15 protein-coding genes are annotated in these 16,189 nt (G+C 37.9%); 14 read left to right on the plus strand and 1 reads right to left on the minus strand.

Annotated elements, in window-relative coordinates; all coding sequences use genetic code 11:
* Positions 1 to 76: 76 nt before the first annotated feature.
* The 13 genes from ubiE to murI all read left to right on the plus strand — a co-directional run bounded on the left by ubiE (position 77) and on the right by murI (position 12,492).
* On the plus strand, positions 77 to 808 hold the full coding sequence (ubiE, locus tag SOM16_RS14815) for a bifunctional demethylmenaquinone methyltransferase/2-methoxy-6-polyprenyl-1,4-benzoquinol methylase UbiE (protein ID WP_320464774.1): 732 nt from the start codon (positions 77 to 79) through the stop codon (positions 806 to 808).
* Positions 805 to 1,605 carry an outer membrane beta-barrel protein gene (locus SOM16_RS14820; RefSeq protein WP_320464775.1) on the plus strand — a complete coding sequence of 267 codons (801 nt, stop codon included), beginning with the start codon at positions 805 to 807 and terminating at the stop codon, positions 1,603 to 1,605. The genes ubiE and SOM16_RS14820 overlap by 4 nt, the downstream gene beginning before the upstream one ends.
* Before the next feature lie 96 nt (positions 1,606 to 1,701).
* Complete coding sequence (locus SOM16_RS14825; RefSeq protein WP_320464776.1) at positions 1,702 to 2,460, plus strand: SDR family oxidoreductase; 759 nt, start codon at positions 1,702 to 1,704, stop codon at positions 2,458 to 2,460.
* Positions 2,461 to 2,537: 77 nt separating this feature from the next.
* Complete coding sequence (locus SOM16_RS14830; RefSeq protein ID WP_320464777.1) at positions 2,538 to 2,984, plus strand: GatB/YqeY domain-containing protein; 447 nt, start codon at positions 2,538 to 2,540, stop codon at positions 2,982 to 2,984.
* A 277-nt stretch (positions 2,985 to 3,261) separates the two neighbouring features.
* A complete protein-coding gene (locus tag SOM16_RS14835) occupies positions 3,262 to 4,026 on the plus strand; it encodes an alpha/beta hydrolase (protein ID WP_320464778.1) in 765 nt (254 codons plus the stop codon).
* The gene (locus SOM16_RS14840; RefSeq protein ID WP_320464779.1) at positions 4,026 to 4,691 is read left to right on the plus strand and encodes a CBS domain-containing protein; all 666 of its coding nucleotides are present in this window, start codon (positions 4,026 to 4,028) and stop codon (positions 4,689 to 4,691) included. Before SOM16_RS14835 ends, SOM16_RS14840 begins: the two co-directional genes overlap by 1 nt.
* Positions 4,692 to 4,699: 8 nt before the next feature.
* Entirely contained in the window at positions 4,700 to 5,581 is an 882-nt protein-coding gene (locus SOM16_RS14845) for an NAD kinase (RefSeq protein ID WP_320464780.1), read from the plus strand.
* A gap of 2 nt (positions 5,582 to 5,583) precedes the next feature.
* Complete coding sequence (locus tag SOM16_RS14850) at positions 5,584 to 6,405, plus strand: DUF6089 family protein (protein WP_320464781.1); 822 nt, start codon at positions 5,584 to 5,586, stop codon at positions 6,403 to 6,405.
* A gap of 19 nt (positions 6,406 to 6,424) precedes the next feature.
* Positions 6,425 to 7,165, plus strand: coding sequence for an isoprenyl transferase (locus SOM16_RS14855; protein WP_320464782.1), 741 nt, complete (start codon positions 6,425 to 6,427; stop codon positions 7,163 to 7,165).
* 147 nt (positions 7,166 to 7,312) lie between these two features.
* Complete coding sequence (gene bamA / locus SOM16_RS14860; protein ID WP_320464783.1) at positions 7,313 to 9,856, plus strand: outer membrane protein assembly factor BamA; 2,544 nt, start codon at positions 7,313 to 7,315, stop codon at positions 9,854 to 9,856.
* 279 nt (positions 9,857 to 10,135) lie between these two features.
* Positions 10,136 to 10,666 carry an OmpH family outer membrane protein gene (locus tag SOM16_RS14865; protein ID WP_320464784.1) on the plus strand — a complete coding sequence of 177 codons (531 nt, stop codon included), beginning with the start codon at positions 10,136 to 10,138 and terminating at the stop codon, positions 10,664 to 10,666.
* Positions 10,667 to 10,728: 62 nt separating this feature from the next.
* Complete coding sequence (locus tag SOM16_RS14870) at positions 10,729 to 11,307, plus strand: OmpH family outer membrane protein (protein WP_320464785.1); 579 nt, start codon at positions 10,729 to 10,731, stop codon at positions 11,305 to 11,307.
* A gap of 366 nt (positions 11,308 to 11,673) precedes the next feature.
* The gene (gene murI, locus SOM16_RS14875; RefSeq protein ID WP_320464786.1) at positions 11,674 to 12,492 is read left to right on the plus strand and encodes a glutamate racemase; all 819 of its coding nucleotides are present in this window, start codon (positions 11,674 to 11,676) and stop codon (positions 12,490 to 12,492) included.
* A 31-nt stretch (positions 12,493 to 12,523) separates the two neighbouring features.
* On the opposite strand, the gene SOM16_RS14880 is transcribed toward murI, so the two are convergent.
* Positions 12,524 to 12,829 (minus strand): hypothetical protein, encoded by a 306-nt coding sequence (locus tag SOM16_RS14880; RefSeq protein WP_320464787.1) that lies wholly within the window; start codon positions 12,827 to 12,829, stop codon positions 12,524 to 12,526.
* Positions 12,830 to 13,253: 424 nt separating this feature from the next.
* Between SOM16_RS14880 and SOM16_RS14885 the strand changes: the two genes are divergently transcribed.
* Positions 13,254 to 15,155 (plus strand): amidophosphoribosyltransferase, encoded by a 1,902-nt coding sequence (locus tag SOM16_RS14885; RefSeq protein ID WP_320464788.1) that lies wholly within the window; start codon positions 13,254 to 13,256, stop codon positions 15,153 to 15,155.
* The last annotated feature ends 1,034 nt before the right edge of the window (positions 15,156 to 16,189 follow it).

The following is a 16,189-nucleotide window of genomic DNA, read 5'->3' on the forward strand; positions in this document are numbered from 1 at the left end:
AGACTATTGACTCCGAACTTATGACGTTCAACTATCTTAACACTCCCGACTTTTTCCTTACCTTTGCTTCCATATCATGAATCAGAATATCACTCCATATCAAGTAGAAGATGCAACTAAAAAAGAGCAGGTTGCAACCATGTTTAATAACATTTCGGGTACTTACGATTTTTTAAATCATTTTCTTTCTTTAGGAATAGATGTGATTTGGCGTAAAATGGCGATTAAAGAGCTGGTTTCTATTCAGCCGAGAAATATGCTTGATGTAGCCACCGGAACTGGAGATTTTGCTTTTGAGGCCATTAAAAAACTCCATCCTGAAAAAGTAATCGGGGTAGATATCTCTGAAGGAATGTTGGAGGTAGCTAAGAAAAAGATTAATGAGCGCAGCTTAAATGAAGTATTTACGGTTCAGGTAGGAGATTCAGAAGGTTTACATTTTGAAGAACATACTTTCGATGCCATCACTTGTGCTTATGGTGTTCGTAATTTCGAGAACCTGGAAAAGGGATTGGCAGATATGTATCGGGTATTAAAACCAAATGGTAAGATGGTGATTCTGGAGTTCTCAAAACCGAGGGCCTTTCCAATAAAGCAACTTTATAATTTTTACTTTTCGAAGGTTACACCTTTCTTTGGGAAACTATTTTCTAAAGACGCAAGGGCTTATACTTATTTGCCAGAATCAGTTGCAGCCTTTCCAGATGGAAAAGATTTCACTACCTTGATGGAAAAAGTTGGTTTTAAAAGTACCAAACAAAGAATTTTAACGTTCGGAATAAGTTCAATATACGTTGGAACTAAATGATAAAAAAATTAAGCCTCATCCTCTCTTTATTTATTGTGTCAAGCGCCGCATTCGCTCAAAACTGGGGCGGTGGCATTGATGATGAAGATTGGAGTTTTGGGTTTAACTTTCAATACATTTCAGCAGAATATAAAATTTTAAAGAAACAAAACTGGCAAAGTCCTTTTTATGAAATGCCAAACTCCTTTGGTGTAACTTATGATGAAGGTTTGGGTGGGCAGCTTGTTACAAATCGGATTAATGCCATTTCTAGCAAACCCGCTCAAGGTTTTGGATTGGGCTTTGTAATCAATAGAAACATTTCTGATAACTTTGATCTCAGGGCCACACCATCTTTAATTTTTAGTGATCGGGTTGTGAGCTATGAATACGAGCCTTTAGAGTCTGTCGATATTGGCAATGAGGAATTCAGAAACTTTCAAACCCAAATTGATAAGAAAGTACAGGCCACGATGTTTGAATTTCCACTCGGAATAAAAGTAAAATCAAACCGCTTAAATAACTTCCGTGCCTATTGGTTAGGTGGCGCAAAGTATTCTATAGATATTGCATCTAAAAAGAAAACCTTCGATGAAGGTGAAGCTGCAATCAATAAATTATTGAAAAATCAGCGTAATTACCTTTCTTATGAAACTGGAATTGGCTTTGACTTGTATTTCGAATATTTTAAAATGTCGCCAGAAATCAAATTGTCTTATTCTACGGGTGATATTCTTCAACACGATGATACGGCATTTGCCAATCCGATAGATAAGTTGAAATTACGTCAATTAACCTTCAGTTTAATTTTTCAATAGCCTCACCATTCAAAAAAACTTACCTTTGCCAGCACAGGTAAATCATCGGCCTTATTTTTGAAGTCGAGGGTTTATCATGACTTAAAATTTATCTACATGTCTAAAATTGTTTTAATTACAGGCGCAACATCTGGCATTGGCGAGGCTTGCGCACGTACATTCGCACAACAAGGTGATCAGTTAATTTTACTGGCACGTCGCGAAGATCGTCTGGTGAAAGTTGCACAACAACTTAACAATCAATATGGGGTAGAAATTAAGCAGGTTTTAGCTGATGTTCGCAATAAAGAAAGTTTATCGGCTGCGCTGGAAGAATTACCTGCAGACTGGAAAAAAGTTGATATCCTGATTAATAATGCGGGTTTGAGTCAGGGTTTAGATCCGATTGATCAAGGAAATACGGATGATTGGGATACCATGATTGATACCAATGTAAAAGGACTACTGTACGTTACAAAAATTGTATCTAATTGGATGATTCCACAGCAATCTGGTCATATTGTGAATATTGGTTCCATTGCAGGGAAAGAAGTTTATCCAAACGGAAATGTATATTGTGCGACTAAACACGCAGTTGATGCTTTGAGTAAAGCCATGAGAATAGACCTCTTACCGTACAACATCAAGGTGACTGAAATTAATCCGGGAATGGTAGAAACTGAGTTTTCAGTGGTCCGTTTTAAAGGAGACGAAGACCGCGCTAAAAAAGTGTACGAAAATTTAGAGCCCCTTATTGCTGCCGATATTGCAGATGCCATTTCGTATGTAGTGAGTCGGCCAAAACATGTAAATATCAACGATATGTTAATTATGCCAACAGTTCAGGCTACTGCGACGATTATCAAAAGGAATTAATTATATAGTTACAAGTTATAGGTTAAAAGTTGAGTGTCATGACTTATAACCTGTAACTCACAACCCACAACACGAATATGATATCAAATACAATAGATCAGGAAATTAAGAAAGCCATGTTGGCTAAAGACAGTGCTCAATTACGCGGCTTAAGAGCTATTAAAGCAGCACTTTTGATGGCTAAAACAGAAAAAGGATCTTCTGAAGAAATAACAGAAGAAACGGAGTTGAAAATTCTTCAGAAGTTGATTAAACAACGTCGTGAATCGGCTGATATTTATAAATCTCAAAACCGGGAGGATTTATATCAGGTTGAAGAAGAAGAAATTAAGGTAATTAATCAATTTTTGCCACAACAGTTGGATCGTGCAGAAGTAGCGACTATTATTGAAGACGTGATCAAACAATCTGGCGCAACATCGGTTAAAGATATGGGGAAGGTAATGGGTTTGGCGAATAAAGCACTAGCTGGTAAAGCCGATGGAAAATTAATTGCAGAAATTGTTAAAGAGAAGCTTGGTTAAGGGTAAGGAGTCGTGAGTCTAGAGTCAGAAGTTGTGAGTCTTGTGTCTAAAGTTGTGTGTTTAGGCAAAGAGTTAAACATTCAGATACTTGATACTCATTTCTTGATACTAGAATCTTAATACTTAATACTCCTCCTGATACTGCTATAAAACGCGCATTCAATTCCGCAAACAGTGTTTTTGTACCGTTTTGTGTTTTATTTCAGAAAAATGGCATAGAAATGCGAAAATTTAATTTTACTCTACTAACTTAGTGCACAATACCACAAGAATACATATGACATACCAGGTAATAGAAGAAGAAGGATTTAAGTACATCGAAGCTGGAAAAGGCGAAACACTGGTATTGCTACATGGCTTGATGGGAGAATTGAGCAATTGGGAGCAGGTTATTGAGCGTTTTAAAGACCGTTATCATGTGGTTATTCCCATTCTTCCAATTTACGAGTTACCCATTTTAACTTTAGGTGTTAAAGCTTTATCAAGATACCTGCACCGCTTTTTAAAATTCAAATCTCTTAATCAAGTGGTGTTAATAGGGAATTCATTAGGCGGACATGTTGGTTTAGTATTTACCACTGCGCACCAGGAATTTGTTAAGGCATTGGTATTAACTGGAAGTTCTGGCCTATATGAAAATGCTTTCGGTGGTTCTTTTCCACGTCGCGAAAGTTATGATTATATAAAAGAGAAAGTAGAATTTACTTTTTATGATCCTGCAACAGCAACTAAAGAGCTTGTTGATGATGTTTTTAAAACAGTTAATGACAGGTCTCGTGTAATCAGGATTTTAACAATGGCTAAATCTGCAATTCGCCATAATATGGGTAAAGAATTGTCGAAAATTACCATTCCGGTTTCTTTAATCTGGGGTAAAAATGATAAAGTTACACCGCCGGAAGTGGCACAGGAATTCCATGAGTTATTACCTAACTCTGAGCTGAATTGGGTTGATCAATGTGGCCATGCGCCGATGATGGAGCAACCGGAAATATTTAACAATTACCTGGAAAAGTTTTTAGATAGAATATTACTTAAATAATGTTTGCAGAAGAAATCATATCGAACGAAATTCCAACACTGAAAGCTAACGATTCAGTGCAGAAGGCTTTGGATCGCCTGAGCGATTTTAAACTAAAGCATTTGCCAATCGTAAATGAAGGTGTTTTTGTAGGTCTGGTTTCAGAAGATGACTTGTTAAACGTTCACGACCACGATACGCTTTTAAGTGATCACGCATCCGTTCATTTGCTTAGTGTTTTCGTTCCTAATGATGCACATACTTATGATGTAATCAGGCTGTTAAGTCAATTGCAGCTCACGGCTGTACCTGTTGTAGATCAGCAGAAAAATTACCTGGGTTTAATCTCTATTAACGATATGGTTGATGCAGTGGCAGAACAATATGCCGTAAATGAACCAGGAGGAATTATCGTTCTTGAAATTGGTAACCGGGATAACTCACTGGCCCACATTGCACAAATTGTGGAAGCCGATAATGCCCAGATTTTATCTTCTTATGTAAATTCTTTCGAAGATTCTACCCGTTTGGAAGTCACCTTAAAAGTGAATAAAACGGAAATTACTTCTTTGGTAGCCTCCTTCGAACGCTACGATTACCAAGTGAAAGAAGTATACAACAATACGCAGGTTGATGATGGATCGCAGGAACGATACGATTCTTTCATGAACTATTTAAATGTTTAAAACCAATTATGAGGATAGCAATTTACGGGAGAGACTTCAATGATACCGTTTTACCATATGTTCAGGAAGTTTTTAACCATTTAGCCAGCCACAACGTACAGCCGGTTTTATACTCAAAATTTAAAACATCCCTTCATGGTAAAATTAACTTACCAAAAAATACCGTTATTTTTCACAATCATGTTGAGCTTAAAGAACGGGCTGATGTTTTAATTAGTTTAGGTGGTGATGGAACACTTTTAGATACGGTTTCCTTGATCAGAAATTCGGGCATTCCGGTGATTGGAATAAATTTCGGCCGACTGGGGTTTTTGGCCAGCATCAATAAAAATGAAATTGAATCGGCGCTTATGGCGGTGATTAATGGAGAATATAGTTTAGATTGTAGATCGCTTTTGGTTTTAGAATCTGATAATAAATTATTTGGGGAAGAAAACTTTGCCCTTAATGATATCACTATTCATCGTAGAGATAACTCTGCCATGATGATCATTCACGCGAAGATGAATGATGAATATATCAATTCTTATTGGGCTGATGGATTAATTATAGCAACGCCAACAGGCTCTACTGCATATTCCTTAAGTTGTGGTGGCCCGATTATTTATCCGGATTCCAGAAATTTTGTTGTTACGCCAATTGCACCGCATAACCTCAATGTAAGACCTGTGGTATTACCTGATGACCGTAAACTGTCATTTGAAGTAGAAGCAAGGGAAGCTAAGTTTTTAGTGTCCTGCGATAGTAGAACGGTTACCGTAGAAAGATCAGTAAAAATTACCATAAAAAAAGCTGACTTTGGCTTAAATCTTATCCGATTAAATAATGAAACTTATTTAAACACGTTAAGGAATAAATTATTATGGGGAATAGATACCCGTAACTACTAAGTATGACGCCTAACAAACTCCTTTTAATTTTCTTTTTGATCACCTTCGGTTCGCAACTATCACGTGCGCAGGAAGGCGGGAATTGGGAATTGGGCGTAATGGCCGGGGGATCTGGATATATGGGCGATTTAAATCAGAATAACCCCATAAAAATTAGCGGATTCTCTGCAGGTGCCTTTGGTAAGAGAAACTTTAACCAATATTTTGGGGTTCGATTAAACTATACTTATGGACAAGTAGAGGCTAATGACGCTAAGTCTGACAATACGCAGGTCAGAGATAGAAATTTGCGTTTCAAAACCAGTTTGAGTGAATTAAGTGCAATAGTTGATTTCAACTTATTTAATTTTAAGCTGGGCGGAGGCAACAGGGAGTTTAGTCCGTATATATTTGCCGGAGCTGGCGGTGTGATTTTTAAATCTACTGTAAAATATGATGGCGAAAAATATCGTTTAGATCGACTGGCTACAGAAGGACAGGATAATGCCTATAATAATGTGGTGTTAACCATTCCATATGGTATAGGCTTAAGGTACAACTATAAAGATACCTGGAGTGTCTTCTCAGAAATTGGCTACAGAACACCAATGACAGATTATATTGATGATGTGAGTGGTCGTTATCCTCTTGATCCAGATAGACAAGTTAAAGTGGGTAATCCACTCGTAAACCTAACAAATCCGGCAGATCCTAACAATCCAAACTATCCAAATATTGGAGTTCCGGGTACCCAAAGAGGAGATTTTAGAAAAAGGGACACTTATCTATTTGTTAGTGTTGGCATATCTTTTACCTTTGTATCCTCAAAATGCTACTCGTTTTAAGCTGATTTTGACATAATTAATGGGATTTAAAGAACAAATAGACTATAGCCGCCTGCCAAAGCACATTGCCGTTATCATGGATGGTAATGGCCGTTGGGCAAAAGGCCAGGGCAAAGTACGCGTTTTCGGGCACGAACAAGGTGTACTTTCTGTAAAAGATATTGTAGAAGGTTGTGTAGAAGTAGGTATTGAATACCTAACACTTTATGCTTTTTCTACCGAAAACTGGAACAGGCCCAAAGAAGAGGTAGATGCATTGATGCAAATCCTTATTTCTACTATCAACAACGAAACCGAAACGCTTAATAAAAATAATATTAAGTTAAATGCCATCGGTAATATTTCGTCTTTGCCTCAGCAATGTATTAATGATTTGCACGAAGCCATGGCAAAAACGGCGCATAACGAAAAATGTACCCTTACCCTTGCATTAAGTTACAGTGCGAAATGGGAAATTTTAGATGCAGCTAAGCAAATTGCTGCGGCTGTAAAGGATAATACAATTTCTATTGATGATATTGATGAAAATTTATTCTCCTCTAAATTAACTACGGTAAATATGCCAGATCCTGAACTGATGATCAGGACTAGCGGAGAACACCGGATTAGTAATTATTTGCTTTGGCAGATGGCTTATACCGAGTTTTATTTTACTGATGTGCTTTGGCCTGATTTCAGACGTGAAGATCTTTTTGAGGCAATAGTAGACTACCAAAAACGCGAACGCCGTTTCGGAAAAATTAGTGAACAATTAAACTAATTTTTCTTTTAACACTTTTTAACAAGCGTTTAAACTAACTTAGCGCCACTTTATACGATAAATGTAACCATCAACAGGGTAAACTTAATAAAGCATTTTGCGCTAAAAACACGTACCTTCGCGGCCATTACTGAACAAATTATTTTAATGAAAAGAATATTTCAAGTTTTAATCCTATTAGTCTTAGCCGCTCCGGCCTTCGCTCAAATACGTCCACAAGGTCAGGCACCGGTAACTCCATCCTTAAAAGTTGGAGGCTTAGACCTGGATTATTTCAGCCCAAAAGAATATATCATCGGCGGTACTACAGTAACCGGAACACAGTATCTGGATAAGGATGTACTGATTACTTTATCCAAGTTAACCAAAGGAGATAAAATTGTTCTCCCTGGAGAAGCCACTTCTGATGCCATTAAAACCCTTTGGGCACAGGGATTGTTTGATGATGTTCAAATTAATATAGAAAAATTTGTTCAGGATTCCGTTTATTTTGAAATTGAAGTGGTAGAGCGTCCGCGCTTAAGTTCAATTGATCTAAAAGGAATAAGCAAATCCCAAAGAACAGCTATTCAGGAAAAATTAAATGATAAGACCGGTAAAATCGTAAACGATAACTTGTACAATGCCACTTCAGCTATTGTAAAAAAGTATATGTTAGATAAAGGCTATTTCTTTACTAAAATTGCCTACAGTACCCGTAAAGATCCTAATGCAGAAAATAGTGTTGTTTTAGAAGCCAATATCGACAAGGGTAGTCGTGTTAAAGTGCAGCGCATAAATATTACCGGAAACAAAGATTTTAAAGCTGCAAAACTTAGAAAGTTTTTGAAAAGCCCTAAGCAATTCGCCTGGTGGCGTTTCTGGGGTTCTGGAAAATTCTCGAAAGAGAAATATGAAGAGAACAAAGTGAAAATGATTGCTAAGTTGCAGGAGAAAGGTTATCGTGATGCAACGCTTTTAAAAGACAGCATTTATCAACACAACAAAAAGAAAGTAAATATTGATATGAATATTTACGAAGGGAAGAAATATTATTTTGGAAAGATTAGCTGGGCAGGTAATGCCATTTATCCAGACAGTATTTTAAGTAAAGTCTTAACGATTGAAAAAGGTGATGTTTTCAGTGAAGAAAGATTAAACAAAAAATTGAACGGTGGTGGTGAGAATGGTGGAGACATTAACAGTATGTACACTGATAATGGTTACCTGACTTTCAACATAGATCCTGTTCAAACCAAAATTTATGGTGATACAGTAGACGTAGAAATGCGCATGTATGAAGGACCTCAATATGTAAATAACAGGATTACTTTAAAGGGTAACACCATCACTAATGATAAAGTAGTTTTAAGAGAGATTCGTACTAAGCCTGGTCAGAAATTTAATAAGAGTGATTTAATTCGTACCATCCGTGAGATTGGGCAATTGGGTAACTTTGATGAATCTAAAACCGTTCCTACACCACGTCCTAATCCGGCAGATGGTACAGTAGATATTGAATATGCTGTTGAAGAAAAACCTTCAGATCAGATTGAGTTATCAGGTGGTTTTGGTGGTGGCCGTATCATTGGTACCTTAGGTTTAACCTTCAATAACTTTTCATTACGTAATCTATTTAACTTAAAAGCTTACAAACCACTTCCAAAAGGAGATGGTCAGAAATTAAGTTTACGTGGTCAAACAAATGGTAAGTATTATCAATCGTATAGTTTCTCTTTCTCACAGCCTTGGTTTGGTGGTGAGAAACCAGTAAGCTTTGGGGTGAGTGCATTTACTTCATTGCAATCAAACGGCTTAAACTCCGATGATGGAAGACTGCAAAAAATTCGGTTAAATGGCGTAACGGTAAGTTTGGGTAGAAGATTAAACTGGCCGGATAATTATTTCCAGTTAAGCCATGCCGTGAGTATTCAGCAATATGTTTTGAATAATTATGATGGATATTTGTTCAGAAACGGAACATCTTATAATATTAACCTGTCTCAGGAAATTAGCCGTGACTCGAGAGATTCGCCAATCTTCCCTAAATCAGGTTCATTTATCCGTTTTACCATACAAGCAACACCTCCATATTCACTGTTGAACAAAACAAATTATGCTACTGCTTCTGATAAAGAAAAATATCGCTTTACAGAGTATCATAAATGGAAGTTTGATTCTCAATGGTATCAACGTATTGCTGGTAACTTAGTGGTAAAAGCACAGGCACAATTTGGTTTCTTAGGTCAATACAATAAGGCCGTTGGTCAATCAGCATTTGAGCGTTTCAAATTAGGTGGTGATGGTATGCAGGGATTTGATTTCTTGCAAGGTTCTGAATTAATCGCCATGCGTGGTTATGCCAATAATGCAGTGATACCAAATGGTTCAGATCCTCGTATTGCACAGCAATCTGGTAGCCCAATTTATACTAAATACGTTTTAGAGGTTCGTTATCCAGTAATTTCAAGTCAGCAGGCAACAGCTTTCGTTCTTGCGTTTGCAGAGGGTGGTAATACCTGGAACAAGTTTGGTGATTTCAATCCGTTTAACGTAAGAAGATCAGCAGGTATTGGTGCCAGAATTTTCTTACCGATATTTGGTTTACTTGGTATTGATTACGGACATGGTTTTGACACCATACCTGGTGTTAGTGAAGGTGGTAAACAAAACTTTACTTTCAGTATTGCCCAACAACTTGGCGGGTTCTAAAATATAAAGCTTTAGTTAAAAAGGGATGTTCAAGGCGAACATCCCTTTTTTTTATGCGTTAATTTTAATAAAGCATCGTATTTAATAAACAGCGCACATAGTTGTAAGCGGCAAGTGAATCAATTAAAACATCTTATTCTTAATTGTTAAAAAAAGTTAAATGATGAAGTTTGCTTGGGCTTTAGTTATTTGATAGTATCTTTGTATTATTAGGTTTAGTAGGCTGGGAAAATTTAAACAGCTTTAGGTTATTAAAACAAAGTCATAATACACACACAAATGAAAAAGTATCTTTTAATCGCATTTCTAATTTGCACGTCTTTTGGCGCATTTGCGCAAAAGTTTGCTTATGTAGATACAGAGTATATTTTGAAGCAAATGCCAGAGTATAAATCTGCATTGAGTCAGTTGGAAGTTGCTTCAAAACAATGGCAGCAACAAGTTGATCAGAATTTTACGGAGATAGACAGGATGTACAAAGCTTATCAGGCAGACCAGGTTTTGCTTACAGATGATATGCGCAAGCGTAGGGAAAATGAAATTATAGAAAAGGAAAAACAAGCCAAAGAATTTCAACGTCAGAAATTTGGCCCTGATGGCGATCTTTTCCAAAGCAGAACGAAATTAATAAAACCTATTCAGGAAAAAGTTGCAGATGCAATTAAACAAATTGCAAAAGCAAAATATCTTGACTTCATTTTTGATAAAAGTAGTGAAGCTACGATGATGATTTATGCAAGCAGCAGTTATGATCTTAGTAATGATGTGATTGTAAAATTAGGTTACAAACCGGGAACTGCAAATAATTAGTATATTCGCCCGTTGATATTTTGAAAAACAATTAGAAAAAATAAAAAAAGTAAAATAGAAAGATGAGAAAGTTAATTAACGTATTCTTTGTAGCAGCAGGATTAGTGTTTACAGTGAATATGGCAAGTGCGCAACAAAAATTGGGTCACATTAATTCAGAAGAAGTTTTCGCAAACCTTCCTGAAGCTAAAACGGCTCAAACTACTTTAGAAACATTAGGCAAACAAAAACAAGCTGATATTGACGCAATGATCAAAGAATATCAGACTAAAATGACAAGTGCTCAAACTTTGGAAAAAACCCTTAGCGAGGCAAACAAAGAAACTGTAGGTAAGCAATTACAAACTATGGGACAAGAATTGCAGGATTTAGAAAAACGTATCAATGATGCCCGTACAAAAGCTTCACAAGATATAGGTGCTAAACAAGGCGAATTGTTTCAGCCAATCCAGGCTAAAGTTGCAACAGCAATTTCAGCGGTAGCTAAAGAAAAAGGTTTAGCTTATGTTTTCGATATTGCAAACGGTCAGGGTGGTAATAACCTGGTTTTCTGGGAAGGTGGTGATGATATTACTGCTTCAGTTAAAACTAAGTTAGGTATTTCAGCAACTGCTTCAAAACCAGCTGCACCTAAGAAATAGTCTTAAGTCTTAAGTCAGGAGTCGAAAGTCTCTTTACAAAGCCAGTAATACAAGCGGAATTAAGTTTAACTTAGTTCCGCTTTTTTGTTTAAGAAGGGTTTTAATGTTAGAATGTTTAAAGGTTGGAAAGTTGTGTTCAAGATGCGCCAATATATTTCAACTTTTCAACATACAACTTTCCAACTAACATTCAGGCCTATAAATCCTGTACTATTCACACTAGACGAGATAAAACTTTGGCTGGTTAGTGAGACACCAACCAGTAGAATAATGTTAGATGGTTGTGTTCAGAGCGCGCTAATATATTTCAACTTTCCAACATAAAACTTTCCAACTAATATTCCTACATTTAAGCTTTCTAATAGCATGCAAACATCTCCAATAGGCATTTTTGATTCAGGTTATGGTGGGCTAACGGTTTTCAGGTCTATTGCCGATCAATTGCCAGGCTACAATTACATTTATCTTGGTGACAATGCCCGTTCTCCTTACGGCGACCATTCTTTCGAAACGATTTATAAGTATACGCTAGAATGTGTAGAATGGTTGTTTGCTAAGGGTTGTGAGTTGGTTATTTTAGCTTGTAATACTGCATCTGCGAAAGCCCTCAGGACCATTCAGCAGCATGATTTACCTGCTAAATATCCAGATCGGAGGGTGCTTGGTGTAATCCGACCCACTGCAGAAGTGATAGGCGGTTTTACCCGATCCAAACAGGTTGGTGTGATGGGAACAAGGGGGACCATCAATTCTAAATCTTATCTTATAGAAATTAATAAGTTTTTTCCAGATATAGCCGTTCACCAGCAGAGCTGCCCGATGTGGGTTCCTTTGATTGAAAATAATGAGCATTTGCAGCCTGGCGCTGATTTTTTTATCGATGAATATTGCAATCAGTTGATGATGAAATCTGGAGATATTGATTGCGTATTATTGGCTTGTACACATTATCCACTCTTATTACCTAAACTTAAAAATGTATTTCCTGATTCCATTAATATTTTAACACAAGGCGAAATTGTTGCAAATAGTTTAGTTAATTATTTGAAAAGACACCCGGAATTGGAACAAAAACTTGGCAAAAATGGAGAAAAGTCTTTTTATACTAGTGGCGATGCTTTAGCATTTGATGAACATGCTTCAATTTTCTTCGGCGAGGAATTGAGATCAGAGAAGATGGGTTGAAGGGGTTAGGTAGGTTAGGGGTTTAAGGTGGTTATTTGGTAAGCTGGAAATCGGAAACTGCTAATTGGGAACTGACAACTGAAAACCGGCTACTGAGGTAATTTCTAGGCTTTACCCATTGAACAGGCATACCTATATTGTACCTATTCATTACACCGTCTATCTTCGGGAATAAGCCAGTATGAAACCATGGTGCAGTTTTCATCACGTTTCCTAAACCTGCCGTTTTAAATTTGCCTACGTCTTCGGGTTTCTTGGTCAGGTTATATAAGCTAGGGTCTTCGTATTTACGCCAATAATAGGTTAATCCATCGTTGTGAAACTCGTTCAGTGACAATGGCCCGTTATGGCAATTAATGCAGCGAGCCTTGGTACGGAATAAATGTAAGCCCATTAATTGTTGATCAATAAGGGCTTTTTTGGCTTTAGCGAGAAATTTATCAAAGGGGGGCTTCCGCTCACAAAGCTGCCCTGAAAGTTGGCCAAACGCTCGAAAATTCTTGTATTGTTCACATCTTTTGATCTGAAGGCATCTTTAAACAAAGGCTGATAACCTTTTATTTTCTTCAGTTTTTTTGGCAAGGCCGTTGTGTCAGATGCATTTCATTGTGCGCTGCAACGGGGCTACCTCCTTTTAATTCATTCTAAATAATGGTGTTAGCTATTTTGATTTCAAATTAACCTCTCCGTGACAAAAGAAAATACTTTTGTTTAGGTTGTGAGTATATAAAAGGATAACTTTGCGGCTTCAAACCCACACCATGAGTGATCAGATAAAACACGAATGCGGAATCGCTTTTATTCGCCTGTTAAAACCACTTTCTTACTACCAGCAAAAGTACGGTACAGCACTTTACGGCCTTAACAAATTATACCTTTTAATGGAAAAACAGCATAACCGGGGCCAGGACGGCGCAGGTATTGCCACCATTAAACTGGATATGAAACCAGGCAGTAGGTACATCAGCCGATACCGGAGCATGGCTTCGAACGCGGTAGCAGATATCTTCGAATACGTTCAGAATAAGTTCGTAGATATTCAAGAAAACACACCTGAATTAATGCAGGATACAGAATGGCTCAAAGACAACGTAAGCTTTATCGGCGAAGTGCTAATGGGCCATTTGCGTTATGGTACGCACGGTAAAAACAGTATCGAAAATTGCCATCCTTTTTTAAGGCAAAATAACTGGATGACGCGTAACCTGGTCATTGCCGGTAACTTCAACATGACCAATGTTGATGAGTTATTAGAGCAACTATACGAGTTAGGTCAGCATCCAAAGGAAAAAGCAGATACGGTTACCGTTCTGGAAAAAATTGGTCACTTTTTAGATGATGAAAACCAGGAGCTTTTCGATCAGTATAAAAAAGAAGGACACGATAATGTGGCCATCACACACAAAATTTCAGACCATTTAGATATTGCGAATATCCTTCGCCGTTCGGCTAAAACCTGGGATGGTGGTTATTCTATCTGTGGAATGGTTGGTAACGGTGATTCATTTATTATGCGTGATCCGGCGGGAATTCGTCCGGCCTATTACTATTATGATGATGAAATCGTGGTAGCGGCATCAGAAAGACCAGCATTGCAAACTGCATTCAATATTCAGTTTAAAGATGTGAAAGAGATTGATCCTGGTCATGCTTTAATTATTAAGAAAAATGGCGAGGTGAGCATGGAACAATTCCGTGAGCCTACTGAAAGACTTTCTTGTTCTTTTGAACGTATTTATTTTTCTAAAGGCAGCGACGTAGAAATCTACCGTGAACGTAAACAGTTAGGTCGTTTATTAAGCGAGAAAATTCTGCAGTCTGTTAATTATGATTTAAAAAACACTGTATTCTCGTTTATTCCGAACACCGCCGAGGTAGCATTTTTTGGAATGGTAGAAGGCGTGCAGCAGTATGTACGTAAGCATCAAAAAGATACGCTTTTGCATCGCAAAGAGCAGTTAACGGATGAACAATTGGACGACTTACTTTCGATGGCGCCAAGGGTTGAAAAACTGGCTGTTAAGGATGTGAAGCTAAGAACATTTATCACGCAGGATGCAGATCGGAGTGAGATGGTTGCGCATGTTTACGATACCACCTATGGAATCATTAACAATCATAAGGATACTTTAGTGGCACTGGATGATTCTATTGTCCGCGGAACGACGTTGAAGCAAAGTATTATTAAGATCGTTGATCGTTTACATCCAAAGAAAATTATTATTGTTTCTTCTGCCCCTCAAATTCGTTATCCTGATTGTTATGGTATCGATATGAGCAGAATGGGACAGTTTGTGGCCTTCGATGCAGCCATACAGTTACTAACCGAAAGGGGCATGTGGCAGGTAATCGAAGATGTGTATACGAAATGTAAAGCTTCATTGTTTTTGCCGAAGGAGCAAATTGTAAATCACGTAAAAGAGATTTATAAACCTTTTACTCCTGAAGAAATTTCAGCAAAAATTGCGCAGATTATTACACCCAAAGGTACTGTGGCTGAGGTAGAGGTAATTTATCAAAGTTTAGAAAACCTTCATGAGGCTTGTCCGAAGAATAAAGGAGATTGGTATTTCTCTGGTAATTATCCGACTCCAGGTGGTAACAAAGTAGTAAATAAAGCTTTTGTAAACTGGAAAGAAGGAAATAATCAGCGTGCGTATTAAGGCATAACTTCTTTAAATAATATAATAAATGGCTCGTATATGTATGGGCCATTTTTATATATTTTTCATACCCATGGTTGGTGGCTCACCAACCATTTTATCCTTGCCACGGCTAGCCGCCGAAGGGCTCTTACTTTTTTGCTTGATCAAAAAAGTAACAAAAAAATCAAGGCTTGGACCTGATGTTGGATTAGCGCGTCGAAATTTAATGAGCGGTAGCACAAGGGCTCGATTCATATTGAATAAAAGATTTGTCTTAAGAGCCGTTAGCGCTACCTTGTTTTGTAGGGACATTTGAACGGAGGTGTAAAAATTTCAACGGCTTCTCCTTCCATCATTTCCTAGGCCAGATGCAGAGTGGCGATCGCTTAGGTACAAGCCGTCTTCCAACATAGTATAAGTTAGTCCCGCAGATCTAAATGATCACCGCAGATTTTTACCACTAGATTCTGCGTAAATCTTCTTAATCTGCGGGAAATATTTAGGCGAGCAAGGTGTCGATCGCTAGGCTACGTGTCTTTTTTCGCTGCGCTTGGCTTGCCTCGGCTAGCCGCCGAATGGCTCTTACTTTTTTGCTTGATCAAAAAAGTAACAAAAAAATCAAGGCTTGGACCTGATGTTGGATTAGCGCGTCGAAATTTAATGAGCGGTAGCACAAGGGCTCGATTCATATTGAATAAAAGATTTGTCTTAAGAGCCGTTCGCGCTACCTTGTTTTGTGAGGACATTTGAACGGAGGTGCAAAAATTTCAACGGCTCCTCCTTCCATCATTTCCTAGGCCGGATAGCGAGGTGGGAATAGCATGTGGCTATATCGGGGTGGCGATCGCTAAGGTACAAGCCGTCTTCCAACATAGTACAAGTTAGTCTCGCAGATCTAAATGATCACCGCAGATTTTTACCACTAGATTCCGCGTAAATCTTCTTAATCTGCGGGAAATATTTAAGCGAGTAAGGTGTCGATCGCTGGGTGCGATTGTAATTCCCCTCCATTGGAGGGGTGCCCGCAGGGCGGGGTGGTTTTTGAACTGGCT

Origin of the sequence: Pedobacter sp. CFBP9032 (assembly GCF_034045265.1) — a bacterium.
Classification (GTDB): Bacteria; Bacteroidota; Bacteroidia; order Sphingobacteriales; family Sphingobacteriaceae; genus Pedobacter.

Excerpts from the sequence above, each read along its gene's own strand:
- ubiE (WP_320464774.1), top strand. The coding sequence starts at position 77 with ATGAATCAGAATATCACTCCATATCAAGTAGAAGATGCAACTAAAAAA.
- SOM16_RS14820 (WP_320464775.1), top strand. The coding sequence starts at position 805 with ATGATAAAAAAATTAAGCCTCATCCTCTCTTTATTTATTGTGTCAAGC.
- SOM16_RS14825 (WP_320464776.1), top strand. The coding sequence starts at position 1,702 with ATGTCTAAAATTGTTTTAATTACAGGCGCAACATCTGGCATTGGCGAG.
- SOM16_RS14830 (WP_320464777.1), top strand. The coding sequence starts at position 2,538 with ATGATATCAAATACAATAGATCAGGAAATTAAGAAAGCCATGTTGGCT.
- SOM16_RS14835 (WP_320464778.1), top strand. The coding sequence starts at position 3,262 with ATGACATACCAGGTAATAGAAGAAGAAGGATTTAAGTACATCGAAGCT.
- SOM16_RS14840 (WP_320464779.1), top strand. The coding sequence starts at position 4,026 with ATGTTTGCAGAAGAAATCATATCGAACGAAATTCCAACACTGAAAGCT.
- SOM16_RS14845 (WP_320464780.1), top strand. The coding sequence starts at position 4,700 with ATGAGGATAGCAATTTACGGGAGAGACTTCAATGATACCGTTTTACCA.
- SOM16_RS14850 (WP_320464781.1), top strand. The coding sequence starts at position 5,584 with ATGACGCCTAACAAACTCCTTTTAATTTTCTTTTTGATCACCTTCGGT.
- SOM16_RS14855 (WP_320464782.1), top strand. The coding sequence starts at position 6,425 with ATGGGATTTAAAGAACAAATAGACTATAGCCGCCTGCCAAAGCACATT.
- bamA (WP_320464783.1), top strand. The coding sequence starts at position 7,313 with ATGAAAAGAATATTTCAAGTTTTAATCCTATTAGTCTTAGCCGCTCCG.
- SOM16_RS14865 (WP_320464784.1), top strand. The coding sequence starts at position 10,136 with ATGAAAAAGTATCTTTTAATCGCATTTCTAATTTGCACGTCTTTTGGC.
- SOM16_RS14870 (WP_320464785.1), top strand. The coding sequence starts at position 10,729 with ATGAGAAAGTTAATTAACGTATTCTTTGTAGCAGCAGGATTAGTGTTT.
- murI (WP_320464786.1), top strand. The coding sequence starts at position 11,674 with ATGCAAACATCTCCAATAGGCATTTTTGATTCAGGTTATGGTGGGCTA.
- SOM16_RS14885 (WP_320464788.1), top strand. The coding sequence starts at position 13,254 with ATGAGTGATCAGATAAAACACGAATGCGGAATCGCTTTTATTCGCCTG.